The following is an 18,280-nucleotide window of genomic DNA, read 5'->3' on the forward strand; positions in this document are numbered from 1 at the left end:
AGAAATAAGGTGTAAAAAAGGCACCCAAAGGTGCCTTTTCGGAAGGTTCGAGGAGTAGTCGCAGCGATCCTTTAACTCCCAGCCTTGCGACCTTGGGTTCAGAATCCGACCGGCTATGCCCGTCGTCACTACTTCAGAGAAACCAGCATTCTCTGCTGCCGAAATTGCGGGGGGGCCTTGCTGGTACCCAGTCCCAACGGATGCGCAGTTGCAGTCCTCGACTACAAGCCTATACAGCGTGACACACCTGTCAATTAGATTCTGAGGCGTAATTCCAAGTCGGGACAACGGCGTGCATCACTGCACCCCGCCAACCCGGATTGGTCACGAACAGGGTTACCCGCGACAGCTTTATTTCCCTTGCGACAGGTTTAATTCCCTAAATCTATTTCGAATCGGACAATCAGCGTTGGTTATTCGACAGTAACCGACTTGGCCAGGTTACGCGGCTGGTCCACGTCGGTGCCTTTGAGCACGGCCACATAGTACGACAGCAGCTGCAGTGGAATGGTGTACAGGATCGGCGCCAGCGCATCGGCGATGTGCGGAACCTTGATCACGTGAGTGCCTTCACCATTGGTCATGCCAGCGTGCTCGTCGGCGAACACTACCAACTCGCCACCACGGGCACGCACTTCCTGCAGGTTGGATTTCAGCTTCTCCAGCAGCTCGTTGTTCGGGGCAACGGTAACCACCGGCATGTCGTTATCCACCAGTGCCAGCGGGCCGTGCTTCAGCTCGCCGGCTGGGTAGGCTTCGGCGTGGATGTAGGAGATTTCCTTGAGCTTGAGCGCGCCTTCCATCGCCACCGGGTACTGTGCACCACGGCCGAGGAACAGGGTGTGGTGCTTGTCGGCGAACAGCTCGGCGATTTTCTCGACAGTAGCGTCCATGGCCAGGGCTTCACCCAGGCGGGTCGGCAGGCGACGCAGCTCTTCAACCAGCTCGGCTTCGACGCCCTCTTCCAGGGTACCGCGAACCTGGCCCAGAGCCAGGGTCAGCAGCATCAGCGACACCAACTGAGTGGTGAAGGCTTTGGTCGAGGCCACACCGATTTCCGGGCCGGCCAAGGTCAGCAGGGTCAGGTCAGATTCACGCACAAGCGAGCTGATGCCCACGTTGCAGATTGCCAGGCTGCCGAGGAAGCCCAGCTCCTTGGCGTTACGCAGCGCGGCCAGGGTGTCGGCGGTTTCGCCAGACTGCGAGATGGAGACGAACAGGGTATCCGGCTGCACCACCACCTTGCGGTAACGGAATTCACTAGCCACTTCCACCTGGCACGGGATGCCAGCCAGGCTTTCGAGCCAGTAACGGGCGACCATACCGGCGTGGTAGCTGGTACCACAGGCAACGATTTGCACGTTGCGCACTTTGGCGAACAGGTCGGCAGCCTTCGGGCCGAAAGCCTGGACCAGCACGTTATCCTTGCCAAGGCGGCCTTCCAGGGTGCGCTGAACAACGCTTGGCTGCTCGTGGATTTCCTTGAGCATGAAGTGGCGATAGTTGCCCTTGTCGGCAGCTTCGGCACCTTCATGGTACTGCACGGTTTCGCGCTGGACCTTATTGCCTTGCTGATCCCAGATGGTGACCTGGTCACGGCGGATTTCAGCGATGTCGCCTTCTTCCAGGTACATGAAGCGGTCGGTGACCTGGCGCAGGGCCAACTGGTCGGACGCCAGGAAGTTTTCACCCAGACCCAGGCCGATGACCAGCGGGCTGCCGCTGCGTGCAGCCAACAGGCGGTCAGGCTGCTTGGCACTGATCAGTGCCAGGCCGTAGGCGCCATGCAGGCGCTTCACAGCGGCTTTCAGGGCATCGGCCAGGTCCGGGGTGCTCTTCAGGGTGTGGTGGATCAGGTGGACGATGACTTCGGTGTCGGTCTGCGAATTGAAGACGTAGCCCAGGCCTTTCAGCTCTTCACGAAGCTCTTCGTGGTTTTCGATGATGCCGTTGTGCACCACAGCCACTTCATCGCCCGAGAAGTGCGGGTGGGCGTTGCCTTCGGTTGGCGCACCGTGGGTAGCCCAACGGGTGTGGGCGATGCCCAGCTGGCCGGCCAGTGGGTCGGCTGCTACAGCAGCGTCAAGCTCGCTGACCTTGCCGATGCGGCGGCGGCGCTGCAGTTCACCGCTCTGGGTGAGCACGGCAAGACCGGCGCTGTCGTACCCGCGGTACTCAAGACGCTTGAGACCTTCGATCAGAATGGCTGTGATATTGCGCTCGGCGACGGCACCAACGATTCCACACATGTTTTATTGCTCCTGGCTGATCGCGGCGCAGATCAGGTTGATGCCGCGGGCTTGAATTTGTTCGCGTGCCGCTGCGGGCAGGCGTTCGTCTGTAATAAGGGTGTGCACGCTGCCCCAGGGCAGCTCAAGGTTGGGGATCTTGCGCCCCACCTTGTCCGACTCGACCATCACGATCACTTCACGGGCGACTTCGGCCATGACGCGGCTAAGCCCGAGCAGCTCGTTGAAGGTGGTGGTACCCCGGCCCAGGTCGATGCCGTCGGCGCCGATGAACAGCTGATCAAAATCGTAAGAGCGTAATACCTGCTCGGCCACCTGGCCCTGGAACGACTCGGAATGGGGGTCCCAGGTGCCACCGGTCATCAGCAGCACCGGCTCGTGTTCGAGGTCGCAAATGGCTCGGGCCACGTTCAGCGAATTGGTCATCACCACCAGGCCGGGCTGGCGCCCCAGTTCGGGGATCATGGCTGCCGTGGTGCTGCCGCTGTCGATGATGATGCGCGCATGTTCGCGGATACGCCCGACGGCGGCACGCGCAATGGCTTTCTTGTAGGAAGACACAGGCTGGGCCGGCTCACCGAGCAGTTCTTGCGGCACCGGTACCGCACCGCCATAGCGCCGCAGCAACAGGCCGTTGGTTTCGAGGGCAGCGAGGTCTTTGCGAATGGTCACTTCCGACGTTTCGAAACGCTTGGCCAAGGCGTCCACGCTCACTTCACCCTGCTCGCTGAGCAGAGCCAGGATATTGTGCCGCCGCTGGGGTGTATTTCGTTTCGACATTCGCGCTTAAGTTTCGTTTCGAAAGATAATGGTTGCAATCAAAACCTAAGACGCTCGTTTCGTCAAGCAGTTGCTGCCCTGTGGATAGTTTCGTCAGATTTTGCGCTCCCACACCGGATTGCCAATCGGCCAATAAAAAAGCCGACTTATTCACATAAGTCGGCTTTCGATCGAACAGCTGTGAATAACTCAGCTCTTCTTGATTTTCTCCGGCCGCTTCCAGCCCGAGATATTGCGCTGGCGCGCACGACCCACAGCCAGGTCGGCGGCTTCGACAGTCTGGGTGATGGTCGAACCGGCTGCGGTGGTCGCGCCGGCCTTGATTTCCACAGGCGCCACCAGCGAGTTGTTCGAGCCGATGAACACGTCCTCGCCCATCACTGTCTTGAACTTGTTGGCGCCATCGTAGTTGCAGGTGATGGTGCCAGCGCCAATATTGGTGCGTGCACCGATTTCAGCATCGCCCAGGTAAGTCAGGTGACCGGCCTTGGCGCCTTCACCCAGGTGGGCGTTTTTCAGTTCGACGAAGTTACCCACATGGGCCTTGGCGTCCAGCACGCTACCAGGGCGCAAGCGGGCGAACGGGCCGGCATCGCTGCCCTCGCCCATCACGGCGCCTTCAATGTGGCTGTTGGCCTTGACCACCGCGCCTTTGCGCAGGGTGGTGTTCTTGATGACGCAGTTAGGGCCGATTTGCACATCGTCCTCGATGACCACTTTGCCTTCGAGAATCACGTTGATGTCGATCAGCACATCACGACCAACGGTCACTTCACCCCGTACATCGAAGCGCGCCGGGTCCCGCAGGGTCACACCCTGGGCCATCAGGCGGCGGCCTTCACGCAGCTGGTAATGACGCTCCAGCTCGGACAGCTGACGACGATCGTTGGCGCCTTGCACTTCCATCGGGTCGTGTGGCTGTTCAGTGGCCACCACCAGGCCGTCGGCCACTGCCATGGCGATGACGTCGGTCAGGTAGTACTCGCCTTGGGCGTTGTTGTTCGAGAGGCGGCCCATCCAGTCGGCCAGGCGCGCGGCTGGCAGCGCCAGAATACCGGTGTTGCCTTCCTTGATCGCTTTCTGCGCGTCGTTGGCGTCCTTGTGCTCAACGATGGCAGTCACCCGGCCTTGCTCGTCACGCACGATGCGACCGTAGCCGGTCGGGTCGTCGAGCGATACCGTAAGCAGGCCCAGCTGCTGTTCATTGGCCTTGGCCAACAGGCGTTGCAGGGTCTCCACTTCGATCAACGGTACATCGCCGTACAGCACCAGCACGGTGTCGGCGGTCACGGCCGGCAATGCCTGGGCTACCGCATGGCCGGTACCCAACTGTTTTTCCTGCATGACGAAGTTCAGGTCGTCAGCGGCCAGGCGCTCGCGAACCAGCTCGGCACCATGACCAATAACCACGTGGATACCTTGCGGCTGCAGCTGGCGCGCGCTGTGGATAACATGGCCGAGCATGGAGTTGCCGGCTACCGGGTGCAGCACCTTGGGCATAGCCGAGCGCATGCGGGTGCCTTGGCCGGCGGCGAGAATAACGATATCGAGTGACATTACTGGCTACCAATCCTGGGCGGTCAGTGAAAGACCGGGGGGAGAAAAATCAGAAAAAGAAAAAGGGTAGCCGAGGCTACCCTTTTACTCAATCGCAACAGAAGTTATCAGCCGAGGCCGATTACTTGCCTTTGCGCATTTGCTGGACGGTACGCAGCTGGGCTGCGGCCTCGGCCAGACGTGCGGCGGCGGCACTGTAGTCGAAGTCCGCGCCTTTCAGATTCAGGGCGTTCTCGGCAGCCTTGAGGGCTTCCTGAGCTTGCGCTTCATCCAGGTCTGCAGCACGTTGCACGGTATCGGCAAGCACCTTGACCATGTTCGGCTGAACCTCGAGGAAACCACCAGAGATGTAGAACACCTCTTGGGCGCCACCCTGCTTGGTCAGCGTAATCGGACCTGGCTTCAGATTGGTGATCAGCGGCGCGTGGCCTGGAGCGATACCAAGATCACCCAGGTTACCGTGCGCAACCACCATCTCGACCAGACCGGAGAAAATTTCTCCTTCCGCGCTGACGATATCGCAATGGACTGTCATAGCCATCTGCTTGCCTCAACCTGATAGCGCCCCTTGCGGGGCGCAGGAATTACAGTTTCTTGGCTTTCTCGATCGCTTCGTCGATGCTGCCGACCATGTAGAACGCTTGTTCTGGCAGGTGGTCGTAGTCACCTTTGAGGATGCCGCTGAAGCCAGCGATGGTGTCTTTCAGGGAAACGTACTTGCCTGGCGAACCGGTGAAGACTTCGGCCACGAAGAACGGCTGCGACAGGAAGCGCTGGATCTTACGAGCGCGGGCTACCAGTTGCTTGTCGGTCTCGGACAGTTCGTCCATACCCAGGATCGCAATGATGTCCTTCAGCTCTTTGTAGCGCTGCAGAACATACTGAACGCCACGAGCGGTGTCGTAGTGCTCGTTGCCGATCACGTTCGGGTCCAGCTGGCGCGAAGTCGAGTCCAGTGGATCGACCGCTGGGTAGATACCCAGGGAGGCGATGTCACGGGACAGAACGACGGTGGCGTCCAAGTGGGCGAAGGTGGTCGCTGGCGACGGGTCGGTCAAGTCGTCCGCAGGTACGTATACGGCCTGAACGGAGGTGATCGAACCTTCCTTGGTGGAGGTGATGCGCTCTTGCAGAACGCCCATCTCTTCAGCCAGGGTCGGCTGGTAACCTACTGCCGAAGGCATACGGCCCAGCAGTGCGGATACTTCGGTACCGGCCAGGGTGTAACGATAGATGTTGTCGACGAACAGCAGAACGTCGTTACCTTCGTCACGGAACTTCTCAGCCATGGTCAGGCCGGTCAGCGCTACGCGCAGACGGTTTCCTGGTGGCTCGTTCATCTGACCGTAGACCAGTGCTACTTTGTCGAGAACGTTGGAGTCCTTCATCTCGTGGTAGAAGTCGTTACCCTCACGAGTACGCTCACCCACACCAGCGAACACGGAGTAACCGCTGTGTTCCATGGCGATGTTACGGATCAGTTCCATCATGTTTACGGTCTTGCCGACACCGGCACCACCGAACAGACCAACTTTACCACCCTTGGCGAACGGGCAAACCAGGTCGATAACCTTGATGCCGGTTTCCAGCAGGTCGTTGCCGCCTGCCTGGTCAGCGAACGAAGGCGCTGGCTGGTGGATACCGCGACGCTCTTCTTCACCGATCGGGCCGGCTTCGTCGATCGGGTTGCCCAGTACGTCCATGATACGGCCCAGGGTGGCCTTACCAACAGGAACGGAAATGGCAGCGCCGGAGTCAACGACTTCCAGACCGCGCTTCAGGCCTTCGGTAGAGCCCATCGCAATGGTACGAACCACGCCGTCGCCCAGCTGCTGCTGAACTTCCAGGGTGGTTTCCGCGCCTTGTACTTTCAGCGCGTTGTATACACTCGGCACGACATCACGTGGGAATTCCACGTCGATGACGGCGCCGATGATTTGAACGATACGTCCGCTACTCATAGCTGGATCCTCTGAATTTTTGAACCGTTAAACCGCGGCAGCGCCGCCGACGATTTCCGAGATCTCCTGGGTGATCGCAGCCTGACGCGCCTTGTTGTAGATCAACTGAAGCTCTTTGATCAAATCACCGGCGTTGTCTGTGGCGTTCTTCATGGCGATCATCCGGGCCGCTTGTTCAGCAGCGTTGTTCTCGACCACCGCCTGGTATACCTGCGACTCCACGTAACGCACCATCAAGCCGTCCAGCAGCTCTTTTGCGTCGGGTTCGTACAGGTAATCCCAGTGATGCTTGAGATCCTGATCCGGGGTTGCCACCAACGGTACCAATTGCTCGACCGTTGGCTTCTGGGTCATGGTGTTGATGAACTTGTTCGAAACCACGGAGAGGCGATCGATACGGCCGTCCAGGTAGGCGTCCAGCATCACTTTGACGGAGCCGATCAGATCGTTGATCGATGGCTCTTCGCCCAAGTGGCTGATCGCTGCTACGACGTTGCCGCCAAAGATGCGGAAGAAAGTCGCACCCTTGCTGCCGATCACGCACAGGTCGATTTCAACGCCCTGTTCGCGGTTTGCGCTCATGTCCTTGACCAAGGCCTTGAACAGGTTGGTATTCAAGCCACCGCACAGACCACGGTCACTGCTCACCACGATATAACCGGCGCGCTTTACAGGGCGCTCGATCATGAACGGGTGGCGGTATTCCGGGTTGGCGTTGGCCAGATGACCGATCACCTGGCGGATACGCTCCGCGTAAGGACGGCTAGCAGCCATGCGCATTTGTGCCCTGCGCATCTTGCTGACCGCCACTTTCTCCATGGCGCTGGTAATTTTTTGCGTGCTTTTGATGCTCGCAATCTTACTGCGAATCTCTTTTGCGCCTGCCATGTATCACCTATCAGGTTAGCAAGCGGGGGCCAGGGCCCCCGCTGCGGCTTACCAGGTCTGGGTGGCCTTGAACTTCTCGATACCGGCTTTCAGGCCTGCGTCGATTTCGTCGTTGAAGTCACCCTTCACGTTGATCTTCGCCATCAGTTCAGCGTGATCACGGTTGAAGAAGGCGATCAGTGCTTGCTCGAAGCTGCCGATCTTGGAGACTTCTACGTCGGTCAGGAAGCCACGCTCAGCGGCGTACAGCGACAGTGCCATGTCCGCGATGGACATTGGCGCGTACTGTTTCTGCTTCATCAGCTCGGTAACGCGCTGACCATGCTCCAGCTGCTTGCGGGTCGCTTCGTCCAGATCGGACGCGAACTGGGCGAATGCAGCCAGTTCACGGTACTGAGCCAGCGCGGTACGAATACCACCGGACAGCTTCTTGATGATCTTGGTCTGAGCGGCACCACCTACGCGGGATACCGAAACACCGGCGTTCACTGCAGGGCGGATGCCCGAGTTGAACATGGCCGATTCCAGGAAGATCTGACCGTCGGTGATGGAAATCACGTTGGTCGGAACGAACGCGGAAACGTCGCCAGCCTGGGTTTCGATGATCGGCAGAGCGGTCAGGGAACCGGTTTTGCCAGTGACAGCACCGTTGGTGAACTTCTCGACGTACTCTTCCGAAACGCGCGATGCACGCTCCAGCAGACGGGAGTGGAGATAGAACACGTCGCCTGGGTACGCTTCACGTCCTGGTGGACGGCGCAGCAGCAGGGAGATCTGACGGTAGGCAACGGCCTGCTTGGACAGGTCATCGTAAACGATCAGAGCGTCTTCACCGCGGTCACGGAAGAACTCGCCCATGGTGCAACCGGCGTATGGCGCCAGGAATTGCAGTGCGGCGGATTCCGAAGCACTGGCAACAACCACGATGGTGTTGGCCAGGGCGCCGTTTTCTTCCAGCTTGCGAACGATGTTGGCAACGGTGGAACGCTTCTGGCCGACAGCTACATAAACACAGAAAATACCGGAGTCTTTCTGGTTGATGATGGCGTCGATGGCCATGGCGGTCTTGCCGATCTGACGGTCGCCAATGATCAGCTCACGCTGGCCACGGCCAACAGGGATCATGGCGTCGACGGATTTGTAGCCAGTCTGTACAGGCTGGTCTACCGACTTACGCCAGATCACGCCTGGAGCTACTTTCTCGACCGCGTCGGTCTGGGTGTTGCCCAGAGGACCTTTGCCGTCGATCGGGTTGCCCAGTGCGTCGACGACGCGACCCAGCAGTTCCTTACCAACCGGAACTTCCAGGATGCGGCCGGTGCACTTGGCGCTCATGCCTTCGGCGAGGGTGTCGTAGGCACCCAGGATCACTGCACCTACGGAGTCTTGCTCCAGGTTCAGGGCCATGCCGTAGACGCCGCCCGGGAACTCGATCATTTCGCCGTACATGACGTCGGCCAGACCGTGGATCCGCACGATACCGTCGGAAACCGAAACAACGGTACCTTCGTTACGGGCTTGGGAGCTCACATCGAGGTTGTCGATGCGGCCCTTGATGATTTCACTAATTTCGGAAGGATTGAGTTGCTGCATTGCTCTGCTGCCCCTTCAAACTCAAGATTTCAATGCTTCGGCCAGTTTCGCGATTTTGCCGCGAACAGAGCCATCGATTACCAGGTCACCAGCGCGGATGACGACGCCGCCAATCAGGCTGGCATCCTCCGACGCGTGCAGGCGCACTTCCTGGCCTAACCGTGCACTGAGAACCTTGGCGAGTTTGTCTTGCTGTTCTTGGTTCAACGCGAAGGCACTGGTGACTTCCACGTCCACGGATTTCTCTTGCTCGGCCTTGTACAGGTCAAACAGAGCGGCAATCTCCGGCAGAAGCAGGAGACGGTCGTTTTCCGCGGCAACATGAATGAAATTCTGTGCCTGTGCATTGAACTTGTCACCGCACACGTCAATGAACGTGGCGGCCTTTTCTGCGCTCGTCAGTCGCGGGGCCTTGAGCAGGCGCTGCATGGTGTCGTCTTGCGACACCGCAGCAGCCAGGCCGAGCATGGCTGACCAATTGGCCAGTTGCTGATGGGCCTGGGCATGCTCAAAGGCAGCCTTAGCGTAAGGTCGGGCCAACGTGGTCAGTTCTGCCATGATCGCCCTCGCTTAAATTTCAGCGGCCAGTTTGTTAACCAGCTCCGCATGCGCGTTTTGATCGATTGTGGCGCCAAGGATCTTTTCAGCACCGCCAACGGCCAGAGCACCCACTTGGGCACGCAGGGCGTCTTTAGCGCTGTTCAGTTCCTGTTCGATCTCGGCCAGAGCCTGAGCCTTCACACGGTCAGCTTCGACGCGGGCCTGTTCACGGGCTTCCTCGACAAGCTGAGCAGCGCGTTTCTTGCTTTGCTCAATGATTTCGGCTGCCTGTGCTTTAGCTTCACGCAGTTGCTGACCCGCTTTCTCTTGGGCCAGCTCCAGGTCGCGAGCTGCGCGGTTGGCAGCGTCCAAACCGTCGGCAATCTTCTTTTGGCGCTCTTGCAGAGCAGTGATGACCGGAGGCCATACATACTTCATGCAGAAGAGTACAAAAATCAGGAAAGCAACGGATTGGCCAATCAGGGTTGCATTAATGTTCACGCCAACACCTCGCTCGGTCTTAATTCATACAGCCATCAACTCGTGGTGACGAGTGATTAGCCGGCGATCTGACCAACGAACGGATTCGCGAAGGTGAAGAACAGAGCGATACCAACACCGATCATGGTTACGGCGTCGAGCAGACCGGCAACGATGAACATTTTGACCTGCAGCATCGGAACCATTTCTGGCTGACGAGCAGCGCCTTCCAGGAATTTGCCGCCCAGCAGGCCGAAACCAATGGCGGTACCCAGAGCACCCAGGCCGATCAGCAGAGCAACAGCGATAGCGGTCAGACCAACTACAGTTTCCATCTTTCCTCCCGACTTTTACGTCGTATTGGTTAGGTTTTTAGTTTGAAGCGGTAAAACAAATCGTGAGTACAGCTGCCCTTGCGGACTTTTTAAGCCCTCCCCCCGAACAGGCGAGGAAGGCTATCAGACACGCCAGGCGGTCTTAATGGTTATCTTCGTGCGCCATCGACAGGTAGACGATGGTCAGCATCATGAAGATGAAAGCTTGCAGGGTGATGATCAGGATGTGGAACACAGCCCACGCCCATTGCAGCACCACACCCAGGCCGCTGAGCCACAGCAGGCCGGAGCCGAACATGACCGCGATCAGGATGAACACCAGTTCGCCGGCATACATGTTGCCGAACAGACGCAGTGCCAGCGAGATCGGTTTGGCGATCAGGGTGACGAATTCGAGCAGGAAGTTGACCGGAATCAGCAGGATCTGCACGAAGATGTTCTTGCTGCCGAACGGGTGCAGGGTCAGTTCACCGATGAAGCCGCCCAGGCCCTTGACCTTGATGCTGTAGAAGATGATCAGGGCGAACACGCTGAAGGCCATGGCCAGGGTCGCGTTCGGGTCGGTGGTCGAAACGGCGCGGAACGGAATGTGCGGATCACCGGAAATCAGGATGGCCAGCTGAGGAATCCAGTCGACCGGTACCAGGTCGACGGCGTTCATCAGGAATACCCAGACGAAGATGGTCAGTGCCAGCGGTGCGATTACCGGGCTACGGCCGTGGAAGGAGTCCTTCACGCTGCCGTTGACGAAATCGACCATCACTTCCACGAAGTTCTGCAGACCGCCAGGCTGGCCGGAAGTCGCCTTCTTTGCCGCCATGCGGAAAATGAACAGGAAGATCAGACCCAGCGCGACGGACCAACCCAGGGTGTCCAGGTGGAACGCCCAGAAGCCCATTGCCTTGGCTTCTGCAGCCGAATGGGCAAAGCCCCAGCTGCCGTCTGGTAGTTGACCGTAGGTCAGGTTCTGCAAGTGGTGCTGGATATAGCCCGAAGCGGTTTCTGCTGCCATGGTTGCCTCAAACGCCCTAAGGTCTCGAAAGTCTTTTATTCATCAGCAGGGGCGCGAACCAGCTGACCAAAAGGGTCAACACGAAGACGCCGAATACTGCTAACGGCGCCAGTGGCTTCACTCCTGCGAAGGTCAGTGCAAAAAGCACTGCCGTCAAAATCATCTTGCCTGCCTCGCCAGCGTAGAACGACTTGACGATGGCTTGTGCTGCCCGAGCTCCGCTGAAGCGAAAAGCCTTCCAGGCGAAATACACATTGGGCAGCCACGCAATCAAACCTCCGCAAAGGCCTGAATATCCACTGACCGCCCCTTTCCACTGCCACAACACCAGGGTTGCCAGCAGCAGTACGACGAATTGAGCCAGCAGTACCGGAAAAACCGCCCAGCGATGGAAAGGCAGGCGGTTTGGCGTGCGGATTTCCATCACAACTGCTCCTCGGAAGTCGACCAACAAGTCAGCTATGACTTGGCATAATTTGTGCCGACAAAATGCGCGCAGAGTATAGGGGTGGATTAACCCCTATTCAACTCTTCGTAGTGATTTCCGACTGCGCGCTACAACAGGAATTGTTTCAGCGGATGTGAGCAAGCACGCCTTGCAACTCGTCAAGCGAGTTGTAACGAATAACCAACTGGCCCTTGCCCTTGTTCCCATGACGGATCTGGACGGCCGACCCCAGGCGCTCTGCGAGCCGCTGTTCAAGGCGTGCGATATCCGGATCAGGTTTGCTCGGTTCGACCGGATCAGGCTTGTCACTGAGCCACTGACGAACCAGTGCCTCGGTTTGGCGCACGGTGAGACCACGTGCGACAACATGACGCGCCCCCTCCTCCTGACGGTTTTCGTCCAGGCCGAGCAATGCGCGTGCATGGCCCATCTCCAGGTCACCGTGGGCGAGCATGGTCTTGATCGCCTCCGGCAAGGTGATCAGGCGAAGCAGGTTGGCCACGGTGACCCGCGACTTGCCCACGGCGTCGGCCACCTGTTGCTGGGTGAGCTCGAATTCCTGCTGCAGACGCTGCAGGGCCATGGCCTCTTCCAGCGGGTTGAGATCTTCGCGCTGGATGTTCTCGATCAGCGCCATGGCAATGGCGGCTTCATCGGGCACTTCGCGGACCATGGCCGGGATCGTGTCCAGGCCGGCCTGCTGGGTCGCGCGCCAGCGGCGCTCACCGGCGATGATCTCGAAGCGGTTGTCGCCAATCGGGCGGACCACGATCGGTTGCATGACGCCATGGCTGCGAATCGAATGCGCGAGCTCTTCCAGCGCCTCCGGGTCCATGTCCCGACGCGGCTGGTACTTGCCACGCTGGATCAGCTCGACCGGCAGGTGTTGCAGTTCTTTCTGGTCGATCTTCACAGCCTGCTCTTCGAGCGCGCTGACGGAAGGACCACTGAGCAGTGCATCCAACCCACGTCCGAGACCCCGTTTCTTGACGGCCATACGGATTCCTTAAGTTGTTTGTGCAGTGCGTGATGGACGGCGCTGGCGGCGAACCAGTTCCCCGGCCAGAGCCAGATAAGCCAGCGCGCCGCGCGATTGCTTGTCGTAGGCCAGGGCCGGCATGCCGAAGCTGGGGGCCTCGGCCAGGCGAATATTGCGCGGAATGACCGTGTCGTACAGCTGCGGGCCAAAGTGTTCCTTCAGCTGCGCCGAAACATCGTTGTTCAGGCTCAGGCGAGGATCGTACATGGTCCGCAGCAAGCCCTCGATCTTCAACTCCGGATTCAACCGGGCGGCGATGCGCTTGATGTTATCCACAAGGTCGCTGAGGCCTTCCAGTGCGTAGTACTCGCACTGCATGGGGATGATCACGCCATCGGAAGCGACCAGGGCGTTGAGCGTGAGCATCGACAGCGACGGCGGGCAGTCGATGAGGATGTAGTCGTAGTTCTCACGGATAGGCGCCAGTGCGTTGCGCAGACGGCTCTCCTTGACCTGCATTTCCAGCAGCACCACCTCGGCGGCGGTCAGGTCGCGGTTGGCCGGCAGCAACTGGAACCCACCGTGCTCGGAGTAATGCATGGCCTGGGCCAGGTCGCATTCCCCGATCAGCAGGTCGTAGACCGAGTGCTCGAGCTCGTGCTTGTCCACACCGCTGCCCATGGTGGCGTTGCCCTGCGGATCGAGGTCGATCAGCAGCACACGACGCTTGGTCGCGGCCAGCGAGGCGGCGAGATTGATACAGGTGGTGGTCTTGCCTACACCACCTTTCTGGTTCGCGATTGCGAATACCTTAGCCATTGATGCGCGTGTTCCCAGTCATGCCTTGCGGCGCAGTATCAGCAGATGGCGCTGGCCCTGGCAACCTGGAACGGTCAGGGCCTGTTCGCTTTCCACTGTGAAGTCTGCGGGCAATGCTACCAGTTCATCGGCAGGATGCAGCCCCTTCATTGCAAGCCATTGCGTCCCGGTGTCGCCCAGATGGCGGGTCCAGTTGGTGAAGTTCTCCATGCTGCTGAAAGCGCGGGAGATGATTCCGTCGAACGGCTGCGCCGGCTGGAAGGCTTCGACCCGGCTGTGGATAACCGTGAGGTTGTCCAGTTTGAGCTCCATTTTCACCTGGGTCAGGAAGCGGGTCTTCTTGCCGTTGGAGTCCAGCACCGTCACGCGCTTGTGCGGATGCAGGATAGCCAACGGAATACCCGGCATGCCACCGCCGCTGCCGACATCCAGCCAGTTGTCACGCTCGCTGTGGATAAACGCCATGACGCTCAGGCTGTCGAGCAGATGGCGCGACACCATCTCGTCCGGGTCGCGCACGGCCGTGAGGTTGTAGGCTTTGTTCCATTTGATCAACAGGGCCAGGTAGCCAAGCAGTTTCTCGTGCTGCTCGGCGCTCAGCTCGACACCGAGCTGGCGCGCGCCTGTGGACAACTCTTCAGCGTGTTGCGGGGTGACCAGGGAACTCAAGCGCTTTGCTCCAATTCGCGGCCAGCGCCGCGTTTTTTCAAGTAAATCAGCAACAGGGAAATCGCCGCCGGGGTCACGCCCGGGATGCGCGAAGCCTGGCCCAGGGTTTCCGGGCGGGTCTGGCCAAGCTTGCCCTGAATCTCCTTGGAAAGGCCGGAAATCGTCGTGTAGTCGATATCCACAGGCAGGCGGGTGTCTTCGCTGGCGCGCAGGCGAGCGATTTCATCCTGCTGGCGGTCGATGTAGCCCGCGTACTTGGTGCGGATCTCGACCTGCTCGGCGACCTGTGGATCGATTGCGTCACCGCCGGTCGCCTCGATCAGCCCGGCGTAGTCGATTTCCGGGCGCGCCAACAGGTTCAGCAGGCTGTACTCGTGGCTGAGCGGCGTGCCGAACTTATCCACAATGGCTTGGCCTTGTTCGGTGTTCGGCCGAACCCAGGTCGACTTCAGGCGCTGTTCCTCACGCTCGATGCCGTCACGCTTGGCGCAGAAGGCGGCCCAGCGCTGATCGTCGATAAGGCCCAGTTCACGGCCTTTCTCGGTCAGGCGCAGGTCGGCGTTGTCTTCGCGCAGGATCAGGCGGTACTCGGCACGTGAGGTGAACATGCGGTACGGCTCCTGGGTACCCAGGGTGATCAGGTCGTCGACCAGTACGCCGATGTAGGCTTCGTCGCGGCGCGGGCACCAGCTTTCGCGGCCCTGTGCGCGCAATGCGGCGTTGGTCCCGGCCAGCAGGCCCTGGGCACCGGCTTCTTCGTAACCGGTGGTGCCGTTGATCTGCCCGGCGAAGAACAGGCCACCGATGACTTTGGTCTCGAGGCTGTACTTGAGGTCACGCGGGTCGAAGTAGTCGTACTCGATGGCGTAGCCCGGGCGGACGATGTGGGCGTTTTCCATGCCGCGGATCGAACGCACCAGCTCCAGCTGCACGTCGAACGGCAGCGATGTGGAAATACCGTTGGGGTACAGCTCATGGGTGTTCAGGCCTTCCGGCTCGATGAACACCTGGTGGCTTTCCTTGTCGGCGAACCGGTGAATCTTGTCTTCGATCGATGGGCAGTAGCGCGGACCGACGCCTTCGATCACACCCGAGTACATCGGCGAACGATCGAGGTTCGAGGCGATGATCTCGTGGGTACGCGCATTGGTATGGGTAATCCAGCAGCTCACCTGCCGTGGGTGCATTTCGGCATTGCCCATGAAGGACATGACCGGGATCGGCGTATCACCTGGCTGCTCGGTCATCACCGAGAAATCCACAGAGCGCCCATCGATGCGTGGCGGAGTCCCGGTTTTCAAGCGGCCGACGCGCAGCGGCAGTTCACGCATGCGGTGGGCCAGGGCGATCGAGGGTGGATCACCGGCACGGCCACCGGAATGGTTTTGCAGACCAATGTGGATAAGCCCGCCGAGGAAAGTACCAGTGGTCAGTACCACCGATTCGGCGAAGAAACGCAAACCCATCTGGGTAACTACGCCCTTGACCTGGTCCTGCTCGACGATCAGGTCGTCGCAGGACTGCTGGAATATCCACAGGTTCGGCTGGTTTTCCAGGATTTCACGCACCACCGCCTTGTAGATGGCGCGGTCGGCCTGCGCACGGGTGGCGCGTACCGCCGGGCCCTTGCGGTTGTTCAGAACGCGGAACTGGATGCCGCTCTTGTCGGTGGCCAGCGCCATGGCGCCGCCGAGGGCATCGATCTCTTTGACCAGATGGCTTTTGCCAATACCGCCGATGGCGGGGTTGCAGCTCATGTGACCGAGGGTTTCCACGTTATGGGTCAGCAGCAGGGTTTTCACACCCATGCGTGCAGACGCAAGCGCAGCCTCGGTACCGGCATGGCCGCCGCCGATGACGATCACTTCAAAACGGGAAGGGAAATCCACCACGCACCTCGTGCCTGTTTTTGCGAATAGAGAAGGTAAGCCGACAAGTATAGGGACTTCACCCCCTTTAAAGAAACCGTCTGCGCAAATTTTGACCAGTCTGTGGATGAGTGGCAGACAACAGAAATCAACAAGAAGAAATTTATAAAAGCTTTGTTTTTATGTTTATTCTTATGCACAACGATATCTGTGGATAAAGCTCTGTAGGCCATGAATTGCGCTGTGTAGAGAGAAATTAAACCCTGTGTCTGGAGTGCCATGAGGGCTATGGATAACGTCATTTAGCCTGTGGATGAAATGCCTATTTACCCACAGGCGGATTTCTCCTCAGGAAAAAAGCCTGCTTATCAACTGAGCTGAAGATGGGTTTTCCACAGGGCTCCTGAGCGCAGTTTTCAGCTTGTGGATGAAAAAATACTCAAGATCGCGAGCGACGCGGACAAGGCGACAGCCGGTTTTCCGCAAAAGCGTCGGCCCAGCCATAGAGATCTAGCGGTTGTACTGGCGTCTTCGCGGGCTTGCCCGCGCCCACAGGTGCGCTGTTGACCTCGCTGTGGTCATCTCCTGCAACGAATTTGAGGCAAAAAAAAGCCGCTCCCTAAGGAGCGGCGCTTGGCCTTGCCTGGCTGTGGATTACTTGCCGATGCAGAAGCTGGAGAAAATGCGCCCCAGCAGGTCATCCGAGCTGAACGCCCCGGTAATTTCCCCCAAGGCATGCTGTGCCTGGCGCAAGTCCTCTGCCAGCAGCTCTCCTGCGCCCGCCAAGGTCAACTGTGCACGGCCGTGCTCCAGGTGCTCGCTGGCTTGGCGCAAGGCATCCAGGTGCCGCCGGCGGGCACTGAAACCACTCTCCGCCGTCTGTTCGTAACCCATGCAGGCCTTCAGATGGTCGCGCAGCAGTTGCAGCCCGGTGTCGTCGCCCTTGGCACTGAGGGTGATGGTCACATGGCCGTCATCGCACTGTTCCAGCGCCACCCGCTCGCCACTCAGGTCGGCCTTGTTGCGAATCAGCGTGACCTTGGCAGGGTCGGGCCGCTGATCGAGAAACTCGGGCCATAAAGCGAACGGGTCGCTGGCCTCGGGCGCTGTGGAGTCGACCACCAGCAACACACGATCGGCCTCGCCAATGGCCTTCAGGGCGCGTTCCACGCCGATCTTTTCCACATGGTCATCGGTATCACGCAAACCGGCGGTATCGACCACATGCAGCGGCATACCGTCGATGTGGATATGTTCGCGCAGGATGTCCCGGGTGGTGCCGGCGATATCGGTGACAATGGCGGCTTCCCGACCAGCCAGTTGATTGAGCAGGCTCGACTTGCCGGCGTTCGGCCGCCCGGCGATGACCACCGTCATGCCGTCACGCAGCAAGGCACCCTGCCCGGCCTCACGTTGCACGGTGGATAACTCGCCGCGCACTGCATCGAGCATCGACAGTACGTGGCCATCAGCGAGGAAGTCGATCTCCTCTTCGGGGAAGTCGATTGCTGCCTCGACGTAGATGCGCAGGGCGATCAGCGCCTCGGTCAGGCTGTGCACACGCTTGGAGAACTCCCCCTGCAGGGAGCGCAGGGCGTTACGTGCCGCCTGGCTGGAGCTGGCCTCGATCAGGTCGGCAATGGCTTCGGCCTGGGCCAGGTCGAGCTTGTCGTTGAGGAACGCGCGTTCGCTGAATTCACCCGGGCGGGCCAGGCGACAGCCAACTTGTACACAGCGCTGCAGCAGCATGTCCAGGACCACTGGGCCACCGTGGCCCTGGAGTTCGAGCACATCTTCGCCGGTGAACGAGTTCGGCCCAGGGAAGAACAACGCAATCCCCTCGTCAAGCACCAGCCCTTCATCGTCGCGGAACGGGCCGTAATGGGCATGGCGAGGGGTCAGCGTACGACCGGTGATCAACTGCCCGGCCTTGCTGGCCAAAGGGCCGGACAACCTGACAATACCCACGCCACCGCGGCCTTGGGCGGTAGCGATGGCGGCGATGGTTTCACGCACAGTGTTCATGCTCGAAAGCCTCTACGACAAAAACGACAGATAGCAAAAACGCCCCACTAGGGGGCGTTTTTTATTCACAGGCTAGC

At 59.5% G+C, this 18,280-nt stretch carries 17 protein-coding genes; all 17 read right to left on the reverse strand.

Annotated elements, in window-relative coordinates:
* Nucleotides 1–413 precede the first annotated feature (413 nt).
* On the reverse strand, nt 414–2,249 hold the full coding sequence (gene glmS / locus WF331_RS20630; RefSeq protein ID WP_016502291.1) for a glutamine--fructose-6-phosphate transaminase (isomerizing): 1,836 nt from the start codon (nt 2,247–2,249) through the stop codon (nt 414–416).
* A gap of 3 nt (nt 2,250–2,252) precedes the next feature.
* Nucleotides 2,253–3,029, reverse strand: a complete 777-nt coding sequence (locus tag WF331_RS20635; RefSeq protein ID WP_012274906.1) for a DeoR/GlpR family DNA-binding transcription regulator — start codon at nt 3,027–3,029, stop codon at nt 2,253–2,255.
* A 189-nt stretch (nt 3,030–3,218) separates the two neighbouring features.
* On the reverse strand, nt 3,219–4,586 hold the full coding sequence (gene glmU, locus WF331_RS20640) for a bifunctional UDP-N-acetylglucosamine diphosphorylase/glucosamine-1-phosphate N-acetyltransferase GlmU (protein ID WP_340623251.1): 1,368 nt from the start codon (nt 4,584–4,586) through the stop codon (nt 3,219–3,221).
* Nucleotides 4,587–4,707: 121 nt separating this feature from the next.
* Nucleotides 4,708–5,127: a F0F1 ATP synthase subunit epsilon gene (locus tag WF331_RS20645; RefSeq protein ID WP_041167946.1), complete on the reverse strand. Its 420-nt coding sequence runs from the start codon at nt 5,125–5,127 to the stop codon at nt 4,708–4,710.
* Between the two features lie 43 nt (nt 5,128–5,170).
* Nucleotides 5,171–6,547: a F0F1 ATP synthase subunit beta gene (gene atpD / locus WF331_RS20650; protein ID WP_016502294.1), complete on the reverse strand. Its 1,377-nt coding sequence runs from the start codon at nt 6,545–6,547 to the stop codon at nt 5,171–5,173.
* Nucleotides 6,548–6,574: 27 nt separating this feature from the next.
* Nucleotides 6,575–7,435 carry a F0F1 ATP synthase subunit gamma gene (gene atpG, locus WF331_RS20655; protein ID WP_016502295.1) on the reverse strand — a complete coding sequence of 287 codons (861 nt, stop codon included), beginning with the start codon at nt 7,433–7,435 and terminating at the stop codon, nt 6,575–6,577.
* A 48-nt stretch (nt 7,436–7,483) separates the two neighbouring features.
* Entirely contained in the window at nt 7,484–9,028 is a 1,545-nt protein-coding gene (gene atpA / locus WF331_RS20660) for a F0F1 ATP synthase subunit alpha (RefSeq protein ID WP_012274911.1), read from the reverse strand.
* 21 nt (nt 9,029–9,049) lie between these two features.
* Nucleotides 9,050–9,586 carry a F0F1 ATP synthase subunit delta gene (locus tag WF331_RS20665; protein WP_003253191.1) on the reverse strand — a complete coding sequence of 179 codons (537 nt, stop codon included), beginning with the start codon at nt 9,584–9,586 and terminating at the stop codon, nt 9,050–9,052.
* 12 nt (nt 9,587–9,598) lie between these two features.
* Entirely contained in the window at nt 9,599–10,069 is a 471-nt protein-coding gene (locus WF331_RS20670) for a F0F1 ATP synthase subunit B (protein ID WP_003253189.1), read from the reverse strand.
* Between the two features lie 56 nt (nt 10,070–10,125).
* Nucleotides 10,126–10,383: a F0F1 ATP synthase subunit C gene (atpE, locus tag WF331_RS20675; protein WP_003097235.1), complete on the reverse strand. Its 258-nt coding sequence runs from the start codon at nt 10,381–10,383 to the stop codon at nt 10,126–10,128.
* A gap of 142 nt (nt 10,384–10,525) precedes the next feature.
* Nucleotides 10,526–11,395, reverse strand: coding sequence for a F0F1 ATP synthase subunit A (gene atpB, locus WF331_RS20680; RefSeq protein WP_016489912.1), 870 nt, complete (start codon nt 11,393–11,395; stop codon nt 10,526–10,528).
* 16 nt (nt 11,396–11,411) lie between these two features.
* A complete protein-coding gene (locus WF331_RS20685; RefSeq protein WP_008092225.1) occupies nt 11,412–11,819 on the reverse strand; it encodes a F0F1 ATP synthase subunit I in 408 nt (135 codons plus the stop codon).
* 148 nt (nt 11,820–11,967) lie between these two features.
* The gene (locus WF331_RS20690; protein WP_016502296.1) at nt 11,968–12,840 is read right to left on the reverse strand and encodes a ParB/RepB/Spo0J family partition protein; all 873 of its coding nucleotides are present in this window, start codon (nt 12,838–12,840) and stop codon (nt 11,968–11,970) included.
* 9 nt (nt 12,841–12,849) lie between these two features.
* A complete protein-coding gene (locus WF331_RS20695) occupies nt 12,850–13,641 on the reverse strand; it encodes a ParA family protein (RefSeq protein ID WP_016502297.1) in 792 nt (263 codons plus the stop codon).
* 18 nt (nt 13,642–13,659) lie between these two features.
* Nucleotides 13,660–14,310 carry a 16S rRNA (guanine(527)-N(7))-methyltransferase RsmG gene (gene rsmG, locus WF331_RS20700; protein WP_016502298.1) on the reverse strand — a complete coding sequence of 217 codons (651 nt, stop codon included), beginning with the start codon at nt 14,308–14,310 and terminating at the stop codon, nt 13,660–13,662.
* Nucleotides 14,307–16,199, reverse strand: a complete 1,893-nt coding sequence (gene mnmG, locus WF331_RS20705) for a tRNA uridine-5-carboxymethylaminomethyl(34) synthesis enzyme MnmG (protein ID WP_041168155.1) — start codon at nt 16,197–16,199, stop codon at nt 14,307–14,309. Before mnmG ends, rsmG begins: the two co-directional genes overlap by 4 nt.
* A 633-nt stretch (nt 16,200–16,832) precedes the next feature.
* Nucleotides 16,833–18,203: a tRNA uridine-5-carboxymethylaminomethyl(34) synthesis GTPase MnmE gene (gene mnmE, locus WF331_RS20710; protein ID WP_049275249.1), complete on the reverse strand. Its 1,371-nt coding sequence runs from the start codon at nt 18,201–18,203 to the stop codon at nt 16,833–16,835.
* Nucleotides 18,204–18,280: the final 77 nt, after the last annotated feature.

The organism is Pseudomonas sp. YNh, assembly GCF_037993085.1.
Lineage (GTDB): Bacteria > Pseudomonadota > Gammaproteobacteria > Pseudomonadales > Pseudomonadaceae > Aquipseudomonas > Aquipseudomonas putida.